This is a genomic window from Sphingomonas sp. 2R-10, from assembly GCF_030062225.1.
Classification (GTDB): Bacteria; Pseudomonadota; Alphaproteobacteria; order Sphingomonadales; family Sphingomonadaceae; genus Sphingomonas.
In genome coordinates this window covers 1-19,668 of record NZ_JASCXF010000022.1, presented here as the reverse complement: position 1 = coordinate 19,668, position 19,668 = coordinate 1, and the positions used below count along the sequence as shown (strand labels likewise).

The following is a 19,668-nucleotide window of genomic DNA, read 5'->3' as shown; positions in this document are numbered from 1 at the left end:
CCAAACAGCAGCAGGCACAAAGCCCAATATTCGATCGGCAACTCCAGTAATGCTGACGGCGCCAGCAATGGTAGGAGAAGCGGAAAACACGCGGCGGCAGGTATGAGCCAAAGCGACCACGCTGCCCGCCGCCACAACATTGCGGACGTCGGCGGAGTGGCGAACCGTCGCCAGAGTCGACTCACTGCGGGGTCAGTCACGCCGCGATGCTACCAGCTGGCGGGTTTTCGACCAAGTAGAACGGTTCTGTTCCAGCGTGCGCGTTCGACAGATCGGTCGCGCTCAACACGCGACACCGCCGCCGCCACCCGCTAAGACACCCCCAATGTCCGACTCCTTCCTCGCCCTCGACATCCCCGAACAGCCTGCCGCCGCGCAGCCGTACCGCGTGCTCGCGCGCAAGTATCGGCCGCAGACGTTCAGCCAGCTGATCGGGCAGGATGCGATGGTCACGACGCTGGGCAATGCGATCAAGCGCGGTCGCCTTGCCCATGCGTTCCTGCTGACCGGCGTGCGCGGGGTGGGCAAGACGTCGACCGCGCGGCTGATCGCCAAGGCGCTCAACTGCATCGGGCCGGACGGGCAGGGCGGGCCGACGATCGATCCGTGCGGGGTGTGCGAGCCGTGCCGGGCGATCGCCGAGGGGCGGCATATCGACGTGATCGAGATCGACGCCGCGTCGAACAACGGCGTCGACAGCGTGCGCGAGATGACCGAGGCGGTGCGCTATGCCGCGGTGTCGGCGCGCTTCAAGATCTACATCATCGACGAAGTCCACATGATGTCGACGCCGGCGTTCAATGCGCTGCTGAAAACGCTGGAAGAGCCGCCCGCGCACGTCAAGTTCCTGCTGGCGACGACCGAGGTCCACAAGGTGCCCGTCACCGTCCTGTCGCGCTGCCAGCGCTTCGACCTGCGGCGTATTCCCGCCGATCTGCTCGCCGGACATTTCGCGCATGTCGTCGAGGCGGAGGGTGTCGAGGCCGAGCCGGAGGCGCTGCAACTGATCGCGCGCGCGGCGGAAGGGTCGGCGCGCGACGGGCTGTCGATCCTCGACCAGGCGATCGCGCATGGTGGGCTGGACGGCGAGGGCGTGCGGGCGGACGCGGTGCGGCAGATGCTGGGCCTGTCCGATCGCGGGGCGATCCGGGGGTTGTTCGACCTGTTGCTGAAAGGCGATGCGCCGGGCGCACTCAAGGCGTTGCGGGCGCAATATGACCTAGGCGTCGATCCGGCGTCGGTGCTGCGCACGCTGCTGGAAACCGTGCATGCGGTGACGATCGTCAAGGTTGGCGGCGATCGCGGACCCGGCCAGTCGGCGGAGGAACGCGCCGCATTCGACGCGTGGAGCGCGCTGTCTTTCCCGATGCTGCATCGGTTGTGGCAGCTGCTGCTGAAAGGGCATGAGGAGGTGTCGCGCGCCGCGCTGCCGATCGAGGCGTGCGAGATGGCGTTGCTGCGCATCGTCCATGCCTCCTCGCTGCCCGATCCGGGGACGCTGGCGAAGCAGCTGGCGGCGGGACAGGTGCCGGCGATGGCTGCGCCCGCCGCACCGGCGCCGGCCCCGGCCGCAGCGGAAGTCGCGGCCGATCCGCTGCCCGAGACCGCCGAACAGGTCGCGGGCCTGCTGTCGAAGCACGGCCGTCATTCGCTGGAGGCGCAGTTCCGCAATTGCGCGCGGCTGATCCGGCTGGCGCCGCAGCTGATCGAGCTGAGCGGTGCGCGGCCGCTGCCCGCCGATTTCACCCGCGACCTCGAAGTTGCGCTCAAGGGGATCACCGGCAGCCATTGGCGCGTTCTGATCGGCGAGGGCACGGGCGATCCGACCCTGCGCGAGCAGGAAACGGCGAAGGCGGAATCGGAGCGCGAACAGGTCCTCAAATCGCCGCTGGTACAGGCGGCACTGGCGGCGTTTCCGGACGCCACCCTCGATCATTGGCAACGCAGCGACGGGAGTATCGCGCGATGAAGAATCTCGACGACATCATGGCCATGGCGCAGAACGTGCAGAACGAGCTGACCAAGGCGCAGGCGAACCTCGACACGATCGAGGTCGACGGGCAGTCGGGCGGCGGGCTGGTGAAGGTCCGCGCCTCGGCCAAGGGGCGCATCCTCGGCGTCGACATCGACGATTCGCTGTTGCAGCCGGGCGAGAAGCAGATGCTGGAAGACCTGATCGTCGCGGCGTTCAACGACGCGCGGGCGAAGGCGGATGCGGCCAGCTCGACCGAGATGTCGAAGCTGACCAACGGCCTGCCGCTGCCACCGGGGTTCAAGCTGCCGTTCTGAACGTTCGGAACGCTGCTGGAACAAGCGGCGGGACCGGCGGTTCTTGGGCACATCAGTACTTGAGGGAGATGTGCCATGGAACCCGATCGTATCGAAACCACCCCCGGTGGTGCCCCGCAGACGGTGATCGTCGAGCGGCGCGGGTCGGGCGGCGGCCTGTTGATCGGGCTGGCGATCCTGCTGGCGGTGATCGTCGGGGCCTATTTCCTGCTGAACCATGCGAACAACGACGACGCCCGGACCGGGGCAGTGACGTCGGCGGCCAAGAGCGTCGGCGATGCCGCGGACAAGGCGGGCGATGCTGTGGAGCGGGCGACGAAGTAGGGTTGTTGGCTGGGGTGGCGAGCGTTGCGCGCTTGTCGAGAGAAACCCCAGCCTGCGCCGGGATGACGTTTGCGGGGGTGGGGTGTTGGCCGCGCCGCTTCGGCCACGCACCCCGTCATCCCGGCGAAGGCCGGGATCCATGGTCACGGGACTTCACTGATTGATCGAAACCGCTTTCATCCGTGGATCCCGGCTTTTGCCGGAATGACGGGTCGCATGTGCCAGGCGGCGCTCACCTCAGACATCCGTCCAGCCCCTCGCGGCGAACGATGCCGATGCGGCGTTCGATCGTGCGGGCGTACCGGCGGGTGAAGCCGGTGGGGGCGATGCCGGCGCGCTTCTTCGGCAGCGGCAGGACGGCGGCGATCTGGGCGGCCTCGCGGCCGTTTAGCGTCGACGCGCCGTGCTTGAAATAGCGGCGGGCGCCGGCCTCGACGCCATAGGTGCCGATGCCGGTCTCGGCGACGTTGAGATAGACCTCCATGATGCGGCGCTTGCCCCACATCGCCTCGATCAGGACGGTGAAATAGGCCTCCAGGGCTTTGCGGAAATAGCCGCCGCCCTGCCACAGGAAGACGTTCTTTGCGGTCTGCTGGCTGATGGTCGATCCGCCGCGGATGCGACCGCCCTCGGCATTGCGGCGCGCGGCGTTGGCGATGGCGATATAGTCGAAGCCGTTATGCGCGCAGAAGCGGCTGTCCTCCGCCGCGATCACGGCGCGGGGCATGTCGGAATCGATCGCCGACAGCGGACGCCATGATTTGGTGATGCCGTGGCCGGTCGGTACGTCGCCCAGCATGGTCAGCGTGATTGGCGGCGGGACGAAGCGCAGGATCAGCACCCACAGCACCGACAGGATGACGAAACCGAGCACGGCCTTGATCGCCCAGCCGGCGATGCGGCGGCCCCAGCCGCGCGAGGTGGCGGGTTTGGGGCGGGGGCGTTGGGTCGTGCGGGCGGCCATGGGGGGTGCCTAGCCGGGGAGAGCAGGGGACGGCAAGCACGCCGCGCTCTCTCGCGTCACCCCGGCCTGCGCTAGGGTGACGTTTGTGGTGGGCTGGCGGTTCGGCCGGAGTCGCGGGCGACATGGGTTATGGATCCCGGCCTTCGCCGGGATGACGAGTGTGGGGCGGGTCCGGGCACCCCGCCCCAGCCGCTTACACCGCGGCGAGCATCCGGCGGTCGCCGGCGAGGCGCATCATCGCCTTTTGCAGCTTTTCGAATGCGCGCACCTCGATCTGGCGGACGCGTTCGCGGCTGACGCCATAGACCTGGCTCAGCTCCTCCAGCGTCTTGGGATCGTCGGTCAGGCGACGTTCGGTCAGAATGTGCTTCTCGCGGTCGTTCAGATCGTCCATCGCCTCGACCAGCATGCCGTGGCGGACGTCGGCTTCCTGCGCCTCGGCGACGACCGAGTCCTGCAACGGGCTGTCGTCGGCCAGCCAATCCTGCCACTGGCTCTCGCCATCCTCGCGCATCGGCACGTTGAGCGAGGTATCGCCGCCCATCGCCATGCGGCGGTTCATCGACGTGACCTCGTCCTCCGTCACGCCGAGGTCGGTCGCGATCTTGGCGAGATGTTCGGGGCTGAGGTCGCCGTCCTCGAATGCGTCGAGCTTCGACTTCATCCGGCGCAGGTTGAAGAAGAGCTTCTTCTGCGCCGCGGTGGTGCCCATCTTCACGAGGGACCACGAGCGCAGGATGAATTCCTGGATCGAGGCGCGGATCCACCACATCGCATAGGTGGCGAGGCGGAAGCCGCGATCGGGCTCGAATTTCTTCACGCCCTGCATCAGCCCGATATTCCCTTCGGAGATCAGTTCGCTGACCGGCAGGCCATAGCCGCGATAGCCCATCGCGATCTTGGCAACGAGGCGCAGGTGCGAGGTGACGAGTTGGGCCGCGGCCTCCGGATCGCCATGTTCCTGAAACCGCTTGGCGAGCATGTATTCCTGCTCGGGCGCGAGGATCGGGAACTTGCGGATTTCGGAGAGATAGCGGTTGAGGCTCGCCTCGCCGCCGAGCGCCGGAATCGTCGCCGGGACGTTGCTGCCAGTTGCCATCGTCAAAACTCCCTTTGTCCTTATGGCGACGCCGCACTGCGGAATCACCGAAACCTATACGAGAAGATGGTCCAACAGTTCCTGCATGTCTGCCGGAAGGTCACTATCGAACGCCAAAGCGTTTTTTGTGACGGGATGGATGAACCCCAGATGTGCGGCGTGCAACGCCTGTCGCCGGAAATGCAGCGTTTCCAGTTGCGCCCTGAGCGCCGGTCGCCGCCCGGCATAGACCGGATCGCCCAGCAGCGGATGGCCGATCGACGCCATGTGTACCCGTACCTGATGCGTGCGCCCCGTTTCCAGTCGACATTCGATCAACGACGCACCCGAAAGTTGGCGAAGTTTGCGAAAGTGCGTCACCGCGTGCTTGGCGGTGGGGCTGTGGACGATCGCCATCTTCTTGCGATCATTGGGCGAGCGCGCCAGCGGAGCGTCGATCGTGCCCGCCGAAGTTTGCACGCGCCCCGCGGTGATCGCCAGATAGCGGCGGTCGATGCTGTGGTCCTTGAACTGCTTCGCCAGCCCTTCATGCGCGACGTCGTGCTTGGCGACGACCAGCAGGCCCGACGTATCCTTGTCGATGCGGTGGACGATCCCCGGCCGCGCGACGCCGCCGATGCCCGACAACTGCCCGGCGCAATGGTGGAGCAGCGCGTTGACCAGCGTGCCGTCGAGATTGCCGGCGGCGGGATGGACGACCAGCCCGGCGGGCTTGTCGATCACGATCAGGTCGTCATCCTCGTACGCGACGACCAGCGGGATATCCTGCGCGACAGTGTCGAGCGGTACGGCGGCGGGAAGGGTGATGGTGTAGGACTGGCCGGCCGCGACCTTGCGCGAGGTGTCCGACACCGGCCCGGCATCGCCCGCGACGTGCCCGGCCATCATCAGCGCCTTGATCCGTTCGCGCGAGAGGTCAGCGACGACGTCGGCCAGTGCCTTGTCGATCCGTTGTCCGTGCGCCGCATCGGGAATGCGCGCTTCGATCGTGGAAACCCCCCGGTCCATTGCCTACAAAGATGGGGATGGAGCCCGAATTTTCAAGCGAGGCGCTGCGCGCGCTGATCGAGCAGGCGGATGGCAGCGCCACCGAAATCTGCGGGCTGATGCTCGGCACGGCCGGGCGGATCGAGCGGCTGGTGGCGGCGCACAACGTGGCGGACGACCCAGCGCGGCATTTCGAGATCGATCCCGCCGCGCTGTTCGAGGCGCTGCGCGCGGAGCGGCGGGGCGGGGCGGCGGTGCTGGGCTGGTATCACTCGCACCCTTCGGGCGATCCCGACCCGTCGGCGACCGACGCGGCGCAGGCGGCGGCGGACGGGCGGTTGTGGCTGATCGCCGGCGGGGGCCGCGTGCGGTTGTGGCGGGCGGTCGCGGACGGGGAACGGCACGGCCGGTTCGACGCCGTCCGCTTTGCGGTCAGGACCGGCGGCCACGTTGAAAAAGACTGCGAAGCGGTGCACATGGACCGGGCCGGGCGGACGATGACGTTCGCCAAAGCACAAGGGTCGCCGCATTGAACATCAGCCCCGCCGATTTCGCCAGCCTGCTGTGTTCGCGATTGTGCCACGACCTGCTCAGCCCGGTCGGGGCGCTGAACAACGGCCTCGAACTGCTGGCCGACGAACATGATCCGGACATGCGCGCCCGCTGCCTCGAACTGCTGGCCGACAGCGCGCGGGCGTCGGCGAACAAGCTGAAATTCTTCCGCCTCGCCTTCGGTGCCGCCGGCGGCCTGGGCGATTCGATCGACACGCGGGAGGCGCGCGCCGCACTCGAAGGGCTGTTCGGCGACAATCACCGGGTGAAGCTGGGCTGGATGGTCGATGCGCCGTCGCTGCCCAAGCCGGCGGTGAAGGTGCTGCTGAACCTCGCGCTGATCGCCGGCGACGCGCTGGTGCGTGGCGGGCAGCTGGATATCGGCGCGGAGCGGACGGCGGGGGGCATCGATATCGCGGTGCGCGCCGACGGGCAGCGGATCGTACTGGATGCCGAGCTGCGCGGCGCGCTGCTGGGGGACGCGGCGATGATGACGCCGCGGGCCGCCGCCGCCTGCCTTGCGCGCGAACTGGTCGAACAGTGCGGCGGCACGTTGCAGGTGTCGCCGGTCGATTCGCCGGTGCTGTTGTTCGGAGCGTCGCTGGTCACGGGGTGACGTCCCCGGGCAGGGGGCATCCACCAACCCGGTGGCGAAAGAAGAAGCGGGATCCCGGGTCAGGTTCGGGGTGACGAGGATGGCGGTGGTCACCAATCACCCGCGCCAACCTTCACGTGTTCCCTCACTAACCGCGTCTTAACCTGATCCCCGCCATGGTCGCGCCACAACCGGGCGGGGCCGCATGGACGATCTCTTACAGGAATTCATTGCCGAAACCCGCGAGACGCTGGAGGCGTTGTCGACGGAGGTCGTCGCGTGGGAGGCCGCGCCCGAGGATCGTGCGCGGCTGGATGCGATCTTCCGCTTCGTCCACACGGTGAAGGGCAGCTGCGGCTTCCTCGACCTGCCGCGCCTGTCGCGGCTGAGCCATGCCGCCGAGGACGCGCTGTGCGAGGTTCGCGACGGCAAGCGCCGGCCCGATCGTGCGCTGGTCGATGCCGTGCTGGCGATCGTCGACCGGATCGGCGAGCTGGTCGAGGCGATCGATGCGGGACTGCCGCTGACCGACGAGGGCGAGGACGACCTGATCGCCGCGCTGGCGCCGGGCGTGGCCGGAGCGCAGGGGGCGACGCCGATCGCCGCCGCGGCGATCGCGCAGGGACGCGCGCCGCTGCGCAGCGTCCGGCTGAACGTCGACCTGCTCGACCGGATGATGAGCGGCATGTCGGACATGGTGCTGGTCCGCAACGAACTGTTCCGCCGCCTGCGCGACCTCGACCTCGATCCCGCGGTCGAAGGCGCGCTGGAGCGGCTGTCGGCATCGGTCGCCGACATGCGCGACGCGGTGACGCGGACGCGGATGCAGAAGATCGAGACGCTGTTCTCGCCGCTGCCCCGCATCGTGCGCGACACGGCGGCGGCGGTGGGCAAGGCGGTGACGCTGACCGTGGACGGCAGCGACGTCGAGCTGGACCGCGAGATGATCGAGGTGATGCGCGACCCGCTGGTCCATGTCGTGCGTAACGCGATCGACCATGGCATCGAATCGCCGGCCGAGCGCCGTGCGGCGGGCAAGCGCGAAAGCGGGCGGCTGCATATCTCCGCCCGGCAGTCGGGCAACCAGATCGTCATTGAGATCATCGACGACGGGCGCGGCATCGATACCGCGCGGCTGGTCGCGAAGCTGGCGGCCAACGGCCAGCGCAGCGAGAGCGACCTGCGGCAGCTGACCGAGCGCCAGCAATGCGAGCTGGTGTTCGCGCCGGGGCTGTCGTCGCGCGACGTCGCGACCGAGATTTCGGGCCGCGGAGTCGGGATGGACGTGGTACGCGCCGCGATCGACCAGATCGGCGGGCGGATCACGCTGGACAACAAGCCCGGCCGGGGACTGCGCATCGTGGTGCAGGTGCCGCTGACGCTGTCGATCGTATCGACCATCGTCGTGCGGGCAGGCGCGCATCGCTTCGCCATTTCGCGCCAGACGATCGGCGAGATCGTGAAGGAGCGCGGCGCCAATATCCGCATCGACCGGCTGGGCGACATGCGCATCGCGCAGATCCGCGACCGGCGCCTGCCGGTGGTCGACCTGTGCGACGTGCTGGGCATTCCCGGCGCGGCGGAACCGGGCGACAAGATGCTGGTCGTCGTGGGGCTGGGCGCGGGCGACTTCGCGGTCGCGGTCGACGACGTGCTCGATACCGAGGAACTGGTGGTGAAGCCCGCCGCGCCCTCCGTGATGGCGACCGGACTGTACGCCGGGCAGACGCTGCCCGACACAGGACAGCCGATGCTGATGATCGACTGCGCCGGGGTGGCGCACGCCGCCGGGCTGAACTTCACCGACGCGATGGACCGCGAGCTGGAGGTGGAGGCCGAGGCGATCGCCGATCCGGGCATCGCGGCGCTGCTGTTCGACGACCTCGACGGGCGGCGGCGGGTGATCCCGCTGACGGTGATCGACCGGATCGAGCGCATCCGCGCGGGCAGCCTGCAGCAGAGCGCGGGGCGCATCTGGCTGGCGATCGACGGACGGGTCCTGCCGGTCGCGGCGCGCGCGCCCGAGGCGGCGTCGCGGGTGACGACCGTGCTGCGGCTGACCGACGGCATGGCCGAGGTCGCCTATGCGATCGACGATGCGTGCGACATCGTGATGCTGCCCGAACTGGCCGCTGCGGCCGCCGAACCGGGACCGATCTGCGGCATCGTGCTGCTGGAGGGCGAGCAGGTCGAGCAGGTCGACCCGCTGTGGCTTTTCGAACGCCATGCCCGCGACGGCGCGGCCGGTCCGGCCGGGGTGACGGCGGGGCGCCCGACCTGCCTGCTGGCCGATGGCGGCAGCGGGTGGATGCGCACGTTCCTGCGCCCGATGCTGGAGCAGGCGGGCTATCAAGCGGTGGAGCGGCTGGCGTCGGACGAGCGCCCGGCGCTGGTGCTGGCGCAGGCCGACGACCCGATGGCGGGGATGACGACCGGATCGGCGCCGGTGGTGCGGTTGCGCACCAGCGCCGCCGATACCGGCGACGGCAGCGTCTATCGCTACGACCGCGAAGGCGTGTTGCGCGCCGTTCGCCAGGCAGTGGGGAAGTGACGATGAACGCGTTGTTCCTGTTGGCGCGGGTGGCGGGCCAGGATGTCGCCATCCTGTCCGACCATGTCGAATCGGTGGTCGATATCGGGGAGGTATCGCCGGTGCCGCGTACCGCGCGCGCCGTCCGCGGCCTTGCCGCGCTGCGCAGCCGGGTGGTGACGGTGATCGACACCGCACAGGCGATCGATCCGGCGGCGGCGGGCGGCGGCGGTCGCCGCGCGGTCGTGACCCAGGTCGAGGGGCATCATTATGCGCTGCTGGTCGACATGCTCGACGATGCCTATCGCTGCGCCCGGCGCCCGTTGTCGGCGGGACTGACGCCGGGGCCGGCATGGGCATCGGTCGTCGACGGCGTGATCGACCATGACGGTCGCCCGGTGCTGGTGCTGAACCTGCCCGCCGTGGTCGCGCGTGCGGCCGACGTGACGCAGGCGGCGGCCTGAAACCATTCCGGGGGCGGTCCCGTGCCGCGTGACGGGGTTCGATCCGCCGCCGATCCGGTTCCTTTAACGTCGCGCTTACGAGTCCACGCTAGGCTGTAGCCTGAACAATGGGGTGCCGAGATGAAGAGCTGCCTGGTCGTCGATGATTCGAAGGTGATCCGCAAGGTCGCCCGGCACATACTGGAAACGCTGCAGTTCGAGGTCCGCGAGGCGGGCGACGGTCGCGAGGCGCTGGACCGCTGTGCCGAACAGCAGCCCGACGTGATCCTGCTCGACTGGAACATGCCGGTGATGAGCGGCATGGATTTCCTGCGCGCGCTGCGCCAGAGCGAAGGGGGCATGGTCCCCAAGGTCGTGTTCTGCACGACCGAGAACGGCATGGCCTATATCCGCGCCGCGATCGAGGCCGGGGCCGACGAATATGTGATGAAGCCGTTCGATCGCGAGACGCTGGAAAGCAAGCTCCAGATCGTCGGCGTCTCGTAACGGACGCACCGGCATGGTCGCAGCCACCGTCAGACAGGCGGCGCCGGCCGAAGGGGTGCTCCGGGTCCTGATCGTCGACGATTCGGCGGTCACCCGCTGCGTCCTGGCGCGGATCGTCGACACGCTGCCCGAGGCGCAGCTGGTCGCGGCGGTCGGCGGCATCGCGCCCGCGGTCGCGGTGTTGCGCGAACGGCCGATCGACCTGATCCTGCTCGACATCAACCTGCCGGGTACTGACGGGCTGTCGGGATTGCCCGCGCTGTTCGCGGCCGCGCCTGACGCGCGCGTCATCATCCTGTCGGGCGAATGCGCCGACGGATCGCCGGTGGCGCTCCATGCCCTCGCGCTCGGTGCGGCGGCGACGATCGCCAAGCCGCAGTCGACGCCGCTGGCCGGCGGGTTCGCGACGCGGCTGGCGACGCTGGTCGCCGACGTGATGCGGGGACCGGTGCGCGCCGCCCCCGGATCGCAGGGCGACGCGTTCGACGTGATCGCGATCGGTGCGTCGACCGGCGGCATCCACGCGCTGGCGCCGCTGCTCAAGGCGATCCCGCCGGAACTGGACGTGCCGATCCTCGTCACGCAGCACCTGCCGGGATCGTTCACCGAATATTTCGCGCAGCAGCTGGCTGCCCTAGCGCGGCGGCCGGTCGATGTCGCGCGCGACAGCCTGCGCATCCAGCGCGGGCGGTTGATCGTGGCACCGGGCGACGCGCACATCCGGGTTGTGCCGACGACCGAAGGCGGCGCGATCCGGCTGGACCGTTCGCCCAGCAGCAGCGGATGCACGCCGTCGGTCGATCCCATGTTCGACAGCATCGCGCAGGTCTATGGCGCGCGTGCGCTGGCGGTCGTGCTGTCGGGCATGGGGCGTGACGGCTGCCGCGGCGCCGAACGCATCCGCGCGCTGGGCGGGGTCGTCGCCGTCCAGGATCAGGCCAGTTCGGTCGTGTGGGGCATGCCCGGCGCGATCGCCGAAAGCGGCCTCGCCCATATTATCGGAACCCCCGTGCAGCTGGGCGAATTCATCGCCCGCAGAAAGCGTCCCGCATGAACCTGCCGATGCAGGCGCCGCCGATGGGCAGCGCCGCGCACAAGATCGTCACGCTGCTGGAGCAGCGTACCGGCCAGCATCTCGATGCCGGACGGGCGTGGCGGATCGACAGCGCGCTGCAACCGATGCTGCGCGAACGCGGCCTCGTCTCGATCGACGAACTGGTCGCGCGCATTGCCGAGGGCGGGCGCTGCGAACAGGGGCTGGCCGATCTTGTCGTCGACGCGCTGCTGAACCAGGAAACGTCGTTCTTCCGCGATTCGAGCGTGCTCGACCTGGTCGTGATGGCGGCGACCGACATGGTCGCGGAAACGCCCCGGCGGCTGCGCATATGGTCGGCGGCGTGTTCGACCGGGCAGGAGCCGCTGTCGCTGGCGATGCTGTTCGGCGAGGCGCAGGAACGCTGCGGCCTGCCCCTGCCCGAAATCCGCGCGACCGACATTTCCGCCCGGGCGCTCGCCCGCGCGCGGGCCGGGCGCTACACCCAGTTCGAGATCCAGCGCGGGCTGTCGGTCCGGCGGATGATGCAGTGGTTCGAGGTGCGCGACGAGCTGTGGGAGGCCAAGGCCGAGCTGCGCTACCGCTTGTTGTTCGCGCGGCAGAATCTGATGTCCGATCCGATGCCGAGCGGGAAGTTCGACATCGTGCTGTGCCGCAACGTGCTGATGTACCTGTCGCCCGCCGCGCGGGCGCAGGTGCTGAACCGGATCGCGGGCGTGCTGCGGCCCGGAGGGTTGCTGGTGCTGGGCGCGGGCGAGACGGTGATCGGCCATACCGAGGCGCTGGTCCCGTCCGAACGCTATCGCGGGCTGTACCGGCCGGCCTCGCACTGACCTTGCCTTTCGGCCCGTCCCGCCGCAATCGGGGGGCAGTGGCGTGAGGGGATGGAGTCGCGTGCAGATGATCGATACGCCGTCGCCGAACTTCGGCGAACGCACGCTGCCCGTGACGATGATCGTGCTGCATTATACCGGCATGGTCGACGCGGCATCGGCGATCGCGCGGCTGACCGATCCGGCGGCGCAGGTGTCGGCGCATTACCTGATCGACGAGGACGGCACGATCCACCGCATGGTCGCCGAGGACAAGCGCGCATGGCATGCGGGCCGGGCGCACTGGCGCGGCATCACCGACATCAACAGCGCGTCGGTCGGCATCGAGCTGGTCCATCCGGGCCATGAATGGGGCTATCGCGCCTTTGCCGATGCGCAGATCGACGCGCTGATCCCGCTGGTCCATGCGATCAAGGACCGCCATCAGATCACGCGCGGCAACGTCGTCGGCCATTCGGACGTCGCGCCGATCCGCAAGCAGGACCCGGGCGAGCTGTTCCCGTGGAACCGGCTGGCCCGCCTGCGCCTCGCGCTGCCCCGGCCGGCGCGCAACCTGATGGACCCGGGATGGAGCGACGCCGGGTTCCTGCTCGCGCTCGAACGCTTCGGCTATGACGTGTCCGATGCGACCGCCGCGGTGACCGCGTTCCAGCGGCGCTTCCGCCCCGAGGTGATCGACGGCGTGATCGACGGCGAATGCCGGATGCTGCTGCTCGCGCTGCTGCTGCCCAAGCCGCAAGGCGACGATTGAACCTGCGCGCCGGCTCCGCTAGGGGCAGCACGTCAGAGGGTCGGGCGGCCGCGTCACGCGTCATGCGTGCCGAGGAAAGTCCGGGCTCCACGGAAACGACGGTGCCGGGTAACGCCCGGCGGGCTTCGCGGCTTCGGTCGGGAGGTTCAGGGACAGTGCCACAGAGAGCAGACGGCCTTTGGCTTCGGCCGGGTTACGGTGAAAGGGTGCGGTAAGAGCGCACCGCGCGGCCGGTAACGGCAGCGGCATGGCAAACCCCACCGGGAGCAAGACCGAATAGGGGCGGCATGGAGCGTAGCGATACGCTTCGGGGCAGGTTCCGGCCCGCTGCCCGGGTTGGTTGCTGGAGGCGGCATGCAAGTGCCGTCCAAGAGGAATGGTCGCCTATCCTGCCTCGTGCAGGTGGACAGAACCCGGCTTACAGACCCTCTGACATTCCCCGCGCCGCAATGGGTTGCGTGGGCGCATGGGCGGCTTATTTCGTACACCAATGGCACGACACACACGATCCAACGACTGGGGCTTTCCCCGCTGGCGCGGCTACAGCGAGGGCCGCGAGGCGCAGACGGTGAAGCTGTGCGATCGCCACGGCTGCACGGAACCCGGCAACTGCCCGGCGCCGAAATCGCCCAACAGTCCCGACCGCTGGTATTTCTGCGCGACGCACGCGGCGGAATACAACAAGGGCTGGAACTATTTCGAAGGGTTGAACGAGGAGGAGGCGAGGGCGCGCGAGGCCGAGGAACGGCGCACGGCCAACGGCTATGCCGCGTCGGCGTCGAACGCATGGGCGGGATCGGGCGACGGCAGCCGTTCGCGCGACGAGATGCGTGCCCTCGACGTGCTGGAATGCGACCCCGACGCCGATTTCGACACGATCCGGCTGGCATGGCGCAAGCTCGCCAAGGTGAACCATCCCGACGTCCGCCCCGGCGATGCCGAGGCGGCGAAGCGCTTTCACGCGATCCAGGCGGCGTATGACGTGCTGCGCACCGCCGAGGAACGACGGAGCTGGAAGCCGGCATGAGGACCCCCGCGTGAGAACGGGCGTCCGGTCCCGCTGGGACAAGGCGGTACTGGTCTGCGCAAAGTGTTCGAAGAAGCTGGACGGCGGGTTCGGCGATCCGGCAAGGCCGCTGGCCAAGGCGCTGCGCCGGCACCTGAAGCTGAAGAACGGTCCCAAGGCGCGCGCAGGGGTGGTCGAGGTCAAGTGCCTCGACGTGTGCCCCAAGGGTGCGGTGGTGGTGGTCGACAGCGACCGGCCGGGCGAGTGGCTGCTGGTGCGGCCGGGGGACGATCTGGACGCGGTGGCCGGACGGCTGGGGCTGGACGGGTAGGCGACCCGACCCTGCGGATTGTGCCTGACCGTTAGCGTTTGATCCATCCGTATGGAAACGTCACCCCGGCGAAGGCTGGGGTCTTCCGGTTTTCGCGCGGGGCAGGAGCCATGGGAGACCCCAGCCTCCGCTGGGGTAACGCTCCTTGACCCATGTGTGCGTGGTTACGCCAGCCGCGCCGCCGTTTCCCGGATCAGCGCGATCATGTTCGGTATCCCCTGCGTCCGGTTCGAACTCAGCTGGTTGCGCAGATCGAACGGCGCCAGCGTCGCGTCGATGTCGGTGGCGAGGATCGCCGGTGCCGCCCGGTCCTGCACCGTCGCGAGCACCAGCGCGATGATCCCCTTGGTGATCGCGGCGTTGCTGTCGGCGAGGAAGTGGAGCGTGCCGTCCGCGCGCGGCTGGGGATAGACCCAGACCGATGCCGAACATCCCCGCACCAGCGTCGCGTCGGTCTTCAGGGGTTCCGGCATCGGCTCCAGCTGGCGGCCCAGATCGATCAGGAGCCGGTAGCGGTCGTCGCCGTCGAGGAAGTCATATTCTTCGCGGATGTCGTCGATGCTCTGCATGACGCCGCTATAGGCATCCGGCGTCAGAGTTCCACCCCGGCGGCGATCGCTTCCAGTTTGCGGATGCGTTCCTTGAGGTCGGCGATCTCGATCCGGGTGCCGGCATTCGGCGCGGGGGCGGCGAACGCCTTGTCGCCTAGTCGCTGCTGCTGCAGCGCCAGCCAGCCGCGCCAGCCCGCCAGCGTGGTGACCGAGACGATCGCGACGGCGGCAAGGGTGGTGATCGCAAGGGCGAGGGTGAGCGTGAGGTTCATCGGACTGTCCCTTGTCGGTTTCGGGGAAGGGCGGTTCAGTTGAGCGGGTTGTCGCGGAGCCGCTCGATCTCGTCGGAGAGATCGACGCCGCGGTCGGTGATGATGCGTTCGAGGACGCGGACGCGCTGTTCGAGGCGTTCGGTCTGCGCGGCATATTGCGCGGCCTTTTCGGCGAGCATGTTCGCCTCGATCTCAAGCCGCCGTTCGCGATGCGCCAGCCACGGCTTGAAGACGACGGCACCGAGGATCGCAACGATCGGTATGAGAAGTGCCATCATGGGAACGAGAATGGGGCTCATGATCGATCCTTTCAGTTCGCGCGGTTGCGCAGTTGTTCGATCTCGCGGTCCAGCGAATGGGCGCCGTCGGTGACGATGCGCTCGACGTTCGCCAGCCGGTCCTTGATCGACCCCAGTTCGGCCTTGAGCCGGGCGTTCTCCTGGCTGAGCAGCTTGACGCGTTCCGTCGTTTCGTCGTCGCGGCGGGGATAGACCGCCTGTCCCCATGCGCCGTCCAGTGGGTAGCCGTTCTTGACGCGGAGCCAGGTGGTGAAGATCCAGCCGCCGATCGCCGCGAGAGCTACGAGGGTGGCAATGGCGATAAGGGCGGCGGGGGGCATGGTCGTCTCCGTAGCCTGACGGTTCAGCGCAGCGCGTCGATTTCGCGGGCGGTGCGGGTGGCGGGATCGGTGGCGATCCGTTCGAGGACGGCGATGCGTTCCTCGAGGCGCAGGACTTTTGCGGTCAGCTGCTCGTTCTGCTCGGCCATCAGCCGTGCTTGCCGCTCGGCCGTCAGGTCGCTGCGCTCGCTCTTGCCGCTCCATTCGTTCTCGATCGGATAGCCATGCTTCGCGCGAATGGCGGTCGTGATGACCCAGCCGATCGTACTGATCGCAATCAGGGCCAGTACGAACCCCGGTCCACCCCAACTCATCGTCTCTCTCCCTCTTGCTCGTCCCGGCGGGGACCGTGTCAGCGCAGGCTGTCGATCTCGTCCGCCAGGCGGGTGTTGCGGCTGGTATAATACATTTCGATATCGGCGAGGCGCCGGTCGATGTCGCGGAAGGTGGAGCGCATTTCCGACGCGGTGCGGGTCGGGTTCGACCGCACGCCCTGCCAGAACTTCTCGTCCTCGCGGCTTTCGTACAGGCCGTGCGGCTTCTTCTGCGCCATCCATGCGATCATGAAATAGGCGATGACGGTCCACGGAAAGCCGCCCAGCAGGGTCAGCATCACCGTGCCGATGCGGATCCACATGACCTCGACACCGGTATAGTCGGCGATGCCGGCGCACACGCCCGACACCTTGCCATTGGCCTTGTCGACATAGAATTTGGTGCGTGCGCTGGACATCACAGTCTCCGGCTAAAGTCGTTGTCGCGATAGTCGCGGGTGGGCAGGTCTCGGTCGGCGGGGCGGAAGTCCGGATTGTCGGCGGCGATGATCCGCTCGATGGTCTGGAGCCGCTCCTCGAGCCGCCGGGCGGTGAGGTGCATGTCGTCGAGCAACCGCTCGTCCTCGTTCGTCAGCGACGGCGACTGTTTCCACTTGGTGATATAGTGGAGGATCAGCCACGGCAGACCGATGAAGAGGACGCCCAGCGGCACGGCGATGCCGAAGAAATCCTCCATCTCAACCCTCCCGGTTCAGTCGCGCCTTGAGCGCCGCCAGTTCCGCATCGATCTTGTCGGACTGGCGCAGCTCGGCGATCTCGTCCTCAAGGCTCTTGCCACCCTGGCCCATGCCCGCGGCTTCGGCGCGTCCTTCCGCCAGGTCGGCACGGCGTTCCAGCACGTCGAAGCGGCTGAACGCCTCGGCGGTCTTGGACCCTGCGTACATCTCGCGCAGCTTGGTGCGGTTGGTGGCGCTTTCCATCCGGGTCTGGATGGCGTTCTGCCGGGTTCGCGCCTCGCGCAGCTTGGTCTGCAGCTTGGCGATGTCGGTTTCCGAGGCGCGCAGCGCATCGTCGAGCACGACGATCTCGGCGTTCAGCTGTTCGATCATGTCGACCGCCTTCTGCCGTTCGACCAGCGCGGCCTTGGCGAGGTCCTCGCGGTCCTTGCTCAGCGCCAGCTCGGCCTTTTCGGTCCAGCTGTCCTGCAGCTTTTCCAGCTTGCCGATGTGGCGGCGCATTTCCTTCTGGTCGGCGATGGTGCGCGCGGCGGAGGCGCGGACCTCGACCAGCGTTTCCTCCATTTCGAGGATAATCATGCGGATCATCTTGGCGGGGTCTTCCGCCTTGTCGAGCAGGTCGGTGACGTTGGCGGCGATGATGTCGCGGGTGCGGGAGAAAATACCCATCGGTTACTCCTGAAAGATACTGGGGTGGCCGGGATGGAACGGGGCAGAACCACCCCGGCCCGCCGCCTTACGCCATCGGCGCGGCGGCAACGGTTGCGGCGGACGGACCGGATGCGGTCGTCGCGCCAAAGGCGAAGATGCAGACCGCGACCGCGCCCATCAGGCTGAGGATCGACTGGCGGGCGGTCACGTTCTGGTTGATGCGGATCATGGTGGAACTCCCTGAAGCTGGTGCGTGCGCCCTGTTCCGGGCTTGCAGGAGACGTTGCAGGAGCCGTGCCAATTCGGAAAATGACGGATTTGCGTCACTTTTCCCGGAATTTGCCGCCTGCCTCATTTGTCCACTTGCGAACTATTGGGAATATACGCCACATCGTCGGCCATGGAACGCGCAACCCAGGTCGTCGGCCAGTCCGGCCCGTTTCTCGATGCCCTCGAGCGCGCCAGCCGCGCCGCGGCGCTCGATCGCCCGGTGCTGGTCATCGGCGAGCGCGGGACCGGCAAGGAACTGGTCGCCGAACGCCTCCACCGCCTGTCGGCGCGCTGGGAGGAGCCGCTGGTCGTGATGAACTGCGCCGCGTTGCCCGAAACGCTGATCGAGGCCGAATTGTTCGGGCACGAGGCGGGCGCTTTCACCGGCGCGACCAAGGCGCGGGTCGGGCGGTTCGAGGAGGCCGATGGCGGCACGCTGTTCCTCGACGAACTCGGCACGCTGTCGATGGGGGCGCAGGAGCGGTTGCTGCGCGCGGTCGAGTATGGCGAGGTGACGCGGATCGGGTCGTCGCGGCCGATCCGGGTCGATGTCCGCATCGTCGCTGCCACCAACGAGCATCTGCCCGACCGGGTCGAGCGCGGCACGTTTCGCGCCGACCTGCTCGACCGGTTGAGCTTCGAGGTGGTGACGCTGCCCCCGCTACGCGCCCGGCCGGGCGACATCATGGTGCTCGCCGACTTTTTCGGGCGGCGCATGGCGGCGGAGATCGGGCGCGACGAATGGCCGGGCTTCGGCCCGAACGCCGTCGACCAGTTGATGGAGCATCGCTGGCCGGGCAATGTCCGCGAGCTGCGCAATGCGGTCGAACGCTCGGTCTATCGTTGGGAACGCGCCGGGCCGATCGACCTGATCGAGGTCGATCCCTTCGCCTCCCCGTTCCGCCCGCGCGGCGGGACGGCGGTGCCGGCGGTCGCGCCGGCTGCCGAGGGGGGCGAGGCGCCGGCGGTTTCAGCGATGGCAGACGACCCGGGCGACGATTTCAAGACGCGGGTCAACCGCTTCGAACGCCAGCTGCTGACCCGGGCGATGGCCGAGGCGCGCTACAACCAGCGGACCTGCGCCGATGCGCTGGGGCTGACCTACGATCAGCTGCGCCACGCGCTCAAGCGCCATGGTTTATTGGGGCAGGGCGGCTGACGCGCCCTTGCGTCGGATCACCGCAGAACTAGATGTTGCCCGAACGTAACGACCGGAGCCAAGCGCGCCGCGCTTCGTTCGGTCGACCAGAGCTTATTGCCCAAGGAGGAACCCCCATGGCTTTCGAACTTCCCCCGCTGCCCTACGCCTATGACGCGCTGGAGCCGACCATCGACAAGGAAACGATGATGCTGCACCATGACAAGCATCATCAGGCGTATACCGACAAGCTGAACGAGGCCGTGTCGGAGGATGCGAACCTCGCGGGCAAGTCGATCGAGGAACTGCTGGCCAATATCGGCAGCGGTTCGGCCAAGCTGCGCAACAATGGCGGCGGCTTCTGGAACCACACCTTCTTCTGGGAAACGATGAAGGGTGGCGGATCGCAGCCGTCGGGCGCGCTGAAGGACGCGATCGACCAGCAGTTCGGCGGGCTCGACCAGCTCAAGGAACAGTTCAACACCGCGGGCGCGAACCAGTTCGGGTCGGGCTGGGCATGGCTGATCGTCGGGCAGGACGGCAAGCTCGCCATCACCTCGACCCCGAACCAGGACAATCCGCTGATGGACGTCGCCCCGGTGAAGGGCACGCCGATCCTCGGCAACGACGTGTGGGAACACGCCTATTACATCACCTATCGCAATGCCCGTCCGGCCTATCTGAAGGCATGGTGGGACGTGGTCGACTGGGACAAGGTCGGCCAGCGCTACGACGCGGCGGTGAAGTAAGTCGCGACAAGGGCCCTCTCCCGCAAGGGGAGAGGGTTGGGAGAGGGGGCTGTCCGCAAGGGCGGTCCCCTTTTTCGTGCGCGGCGTTCGCGGTTTCCCCTCTCCCCGGCCCTCTCCCCTGAAGGGGAGAGGGCCGGGGAG

At 68.1% G+C, this 19,668-nt stretch carries 27 protein-coding genes and 1 other RNA gene; 16 read left to right on the top strand and 12 right to left on the bottom strand.

Annotated elements, in window-relative coordinates:
- The first annotated feature begins 325 nt into the window (after window positions 1-325).
- The 3 genes from QLH51_RS11565 (at window position 326) to QLH51_RS11555 (ending at window position 2,613) form a co-directional block, all read left to right on the top strand.
- On the top strand, window positions 326-1,969 hold the full coding sequence (locus tag QLH51_RS11565) for a DNA polymerase III subunit gamma/tau (protein ID WP_125659177.1): 1,644 nt from the start codon (window positions 326-328) through the stop codon (window positions 1,967-1,969).
- Window positions 1,966-2,289 carry a YbaB/EbfC family nucleoid-associated protein gene (locus QLH51_RS11560; RefSeq protein WP_055761101.1) on the top strand — a complete coding sequence of 108 codons (324 nt, stop codon included), beginning with the start codon at window positions 1,966-1,968 and terminating at the stop codon, window positions 2,287-2,289. The genes QLH51_RS11565 and QLH51_RS11560 overlap by 4 nt, the downstream gene beginning before the upstream one ends.
- 75 nt (window positions 2,290-2,364) lie before the next feature.
- Window positions 2,365-2,613 carry a hypothetical protein gene (locus QLH51_RS11555; RefSeq protein ID WP_125659179.1) on the top strand — a complete coding sequence of 83 codons (249 nt, stop codon included), beginning with the start codon at window positions 2,365-2,367 and terminating at the stop codon, window positions 2,611-2,613.
- Between the two features lie 232 nt (window positions 2,614-2,845).
- On the opposite strand, the gene mtgA is transcribed toward QLH51_RS11555, so the two are convergent.
- From mtgA to QLH51_RS11540, 3 genes are all read right to left on the bottom strand, one after another.
- Window positions 2,846-3,577 (bottom strand): monofunctional biosynthetic peptidoglycan transglycosylase, encoded by a 732-nt coding sequence (mtgA, locus tag QLH51_RS11550; protein ID WP_125659182.1) that lies wholly within the window; start codon window positions 3,575-3,577, stop codon window positions 2,846-2,848.
- Window positions 3,578-3,770: 193 nt separating this feature from the next.
- Complete coding sequence (gene rpoH, locus QLH51_RS11545; RefSeq protein ID WP_055761109.1) at window positions 3,771-4,676, bottom strand: RNA polymerase sigma factor RpoH; 906 nt, start codon at window positions 4,674-4,676, stop codon at window positions 3,771-3,773.
- Window positions 4,677-4,730: 54 nt separating this feature from the next.
- On the bottom strand, window positions 4,731-5,684 hold the full coding sequence (locus tag QLH51_RS11540) for an RluA family pseudouridine synthase (protein ID WP_125659185.1): 954 nt from the start codon (window positions 5,682-5,684) through the stop codon (window positions 4,731-4,733).
- A gap of 17 nt (window positions 5,685-5,701) precedes the next feature.
- Here QLH51_RS11540 and QLH51_RS11535 point away from each other — a divergent pair, with 17 nt between their 5' ends.
- The 11 genes from QLH51_RS11535 to QLH51_RS11485 all read left to right on the top strand — a co-directional run bounded on the left by QLH51_RS11535 (window position 5,702) and on the right by QLH51_RS11485 (window position 14,265).
- Entirely contained in the window at window positions 5,702-6,196 is a 495-nt protein-coding gene (locus QLH51_RS11535; RefSeq protein ID WP_125659188.1) for a M67 family metallopeptidase, read from the top strand.
- Window positions 6,193-6,831: a histidine phosphotransferase family protein gene (locus tag QLH51_RS11530; protein ID WP_125659191.1), complete on the top strand. Its 639-nt coding sequence runs from the start codon at window positions 6,193-6,195 to the stop codon at window positions 6,829-6,831. The genes QLH51_RS11535 and QLH51_RS11530 overlap by 4 nt, the downstream gene beginning before the upstream one ends.
- A 184-nt stretch (window positions 6,832-7,015) precedes the next feature.
- Window positions 7,016-9,361, top strand: a complete 2,346-nt coding sequence (locus tag QLH51_RS11525) for a chemotaxis protein CheA (protein ID WP_125659194.1) — start codon at window positions 7,016-7,018, stop codon at window positions 9,359-9,361.
- A gap of 2 nt (window positions 9,362-9,363) precedes the next feature.
- A complete protein-coding gene (locus QLH51_RS11520; protein WP_125659197.1) occupies window positions 9,364-9,804 on the top strand; it encodes a chemotaxis protein CheW in 441 nt (146 codons plus the stop codon).
- Window positions 9,805-9,924: 120 nt separating this feature from the next.
- Entirely contained in the window at window positions 9,925-10,290 is a 366-nt protein-coding gene (locus tag QLH51_RS11515) for a response regulator (protein ID WP_125659200.1), read from the top strand.
- Between the two features lie 13 nt (window positions 10,291-10,303).
- A complete protein-coding gene (locus QLH51_RS11510) occupies window positions 10,304-11,344 on the top strand; it encodes a chemotaxis protein CheB (RefSeq protein WP_125659203.1) in 1,041 nt (346 codons plus the stop codon).
- The gene (locus QLH51_RS11505) at window positions 11,341-12,177 is read left to right on the top strand and encodes a CheR family methyltransferase (RefSeq protein ID WP_125659206.1); all 837 of its coding nucleotides are present in this window, start codon (window positions 11,341-11,343) and stop codon (window positions 12,175-12,177) included. Before QLH51_RS11510 ends, QLH51_RS11505 begins: the two co-directional genes overlap by 4 nt.
- 67 nt (window positions 12,178-12,244) lie before the next feature.
- Window positions 12,245-12,928 carry an N-acetylmuramoyl-L-alanine amidase gene (locus QLH51_RS11500; protein ID WP_125659209.1) on the top strand — a complete coding sequence of 228 codons (684 nt, stop codon included), beginning with the start codon at window positions 12,245-12,247 and terminating at the stop codon, window positions 12,926-12,928.
- Window positions 12,929-12,960: 32 nt separating this feature from the next.
- Window positions 12,961-13,365: RNase P RNA component class A (gene rnpB / locus QLH51_RS11495), an RNA gene on the top strand.
- 53 nt (window positions 13,366-13,418) lie between these two features.
- Window positions 13,419-13,955, top strand: a complete 537-nt coding sequence (locus QLH51_RS11490) for a J domain-containing protein (RefSeq protein ID WP_125659212.1) — start codon at window positions 13,419-13,421, stop codon at window positions 13,953-13,955.
- Between the two features lie 10 nt (window positions 13,956-13,965).
- On the top strand, window positions 13,966-14,265 hold the full coding sequence (locus tag QLH51_RS11485) for a (2Fe-2S) ferredoxin domain-containing protein (RefSeq protein ID WP_206429106.1): 300 nt from the start codon (window positions 13,966-13,968) through the stop codon (window positions 14,263-14,265).
- Window positions 14,266-14,429: 164 nt separating this feature from the next.
- On the opposite strand, the gene QLH51_RS11480 is transcribed toward QLH51_RS11485, so the two are convergent.
- From QLH51_RS11480 to QLH51_RS11440, 9 genes are all read right to left on the bottom strand, one after another.
- Window positions 14,430-14,834, bottom strand: coding sequence for a SufE family protein (locus tag QLH51_RS11480; RefSeq protein ID WP_125659218.1), 405 nt, complete (start codon window positions 14,832-14,834; stop codon window positions 14,430-14,432).
- Window positions 14,835-14,857: 23 nt separating this feature from the next.
- Window positions 14,858-15,088 carry a hypothetical protein gene (locus QLH51_RS11475; RefSeq protein WP_125659221.1) on the bottom strand — a complete coding sequence of 77 codons (231 nt, stop codon included), beginning with the start codon at window positions 15,086-15,088 and terminating at the stop codon, window positions 14,858-14,860.
- Between the two features lie 35 nt (window positions 15,089-15,123).
- Window positions 15,124-15,366 carry a hypothetical protein gene (locus QLH51_RS11470; RefSeq protein WP_206429107.1) on the bottom strand — a complete coding sequence of 81 codons (243 nt, stop codon included), beginning with the start codon at window positions 15,364-15,366 and terminating at the stop codon, window positions 15,124-15,126.
- Between the two features lie 32 nt (window positions 15,367-15,398).
- Window positions 15,399-15,707, bottom strand: a complete 309-nt coding sequence (locus QLH51_RS11465; RefSeq protein ID WP_125659227.1) for a hypothetical protein — start codon at window positions 15,705-15,707, stop codon at window positions 15,399-15,401.
- A 23-nt stretch (window positions 15,708-15,730) separates the two neighbouring features.
- Window positions 15,731-16,021, bottom strand: a complete 291-nt coding sequence (locus QLH51_RS11460; protein ID WP_125659230.1) for a hypothetical protein — start codon at window positions 16,019-16,021, stop codon at window positions 15,731-15,733.
- Between the two features lie 38 nt (window positions 16,022-16,059).
- Entirely contained in the window at window positions 16,060-16,440 is a 381-nt protein-coding gene (gene pspC, locus QLH51_RS11455; RefSeq protein WP_125659233.1) for an envelope stress response membrane protein PspC, read from the bottom strand.
- Window positions 16,440-16,718 (bottom strand): envelope stress response membrane protein PspB, encoded by a 279-nt coding sequence (gene pspB / locus QLH51_RS11450; protein WP_125659236.1) that lies wholly within the window; start codon window positions 16,716-16,718, stop codon window positions 16,440-16,442. The genes pspC and pspB overlap by 1 nt, the downstream gene beginning before the upstream one ends.
- Window position 16,719: 1 nt before the next feature.
- The gene (pspA, locus tag QLH51_RS11445) at window positions 16,720-17,388 is read right to left on the bottom strand and encodes a phage shock protein PspA (RefSeq protein WP_125659239.1); all 669 of its coding nucleotides are present in this window, start codon (window positions 17,386-17,388) and stop codon (window positions 16,720-16,722) included.
- A 67-nt stretch (window positions 17,389-17,455) separates the two neighbouring features.
- Complete coding sequence (locus tag QLH51_RS11440) at window positions 17,456-17,599, bottom strand: hypothetical protein (RefSeq protein ID WP_164516176.1); 144 nt, start codon at window positions 17,597-17,599, stop codon at window positions 17,456-17,458.
- A 171-nt stretch (window positions 17,600-17,770) separates the two neighbouring features.
- On the opposite strand from QLH51_RS11440, the gene pspF reads away from it, so the two are divergent.
- Both pspF and QLH51_RS11430 read left to right on the top strand, forming a co-directional pair.
- Window positions 17,771-18,799, top strand: a complete 1,029-nt coding sequence (gene pspF / locus QLH51_RS11435; RefSeq protein ID WP_125659242.1) for a phage shock protein operon transcriptional activator — start codon at window positions 17,771-17,773, stop codon at window positions 18,797-18,799.
- A gap of 116 nt (window positions 18,800-18,915) precedes the next feature.
- On the top strand, window positions 18,916-19,527 hold the full coding sequence (locus tag QLH51_RS11430; protein ID WP_125659245.1) for a superoxide dismutase: 612 nt from the start codon (window positions 18,916-18,918) through the stop codon (window positions 19,525-19,527).
- The last annotated feature ends 141 nt before the right edge of the window (window positions 19,528-19,668 follow it).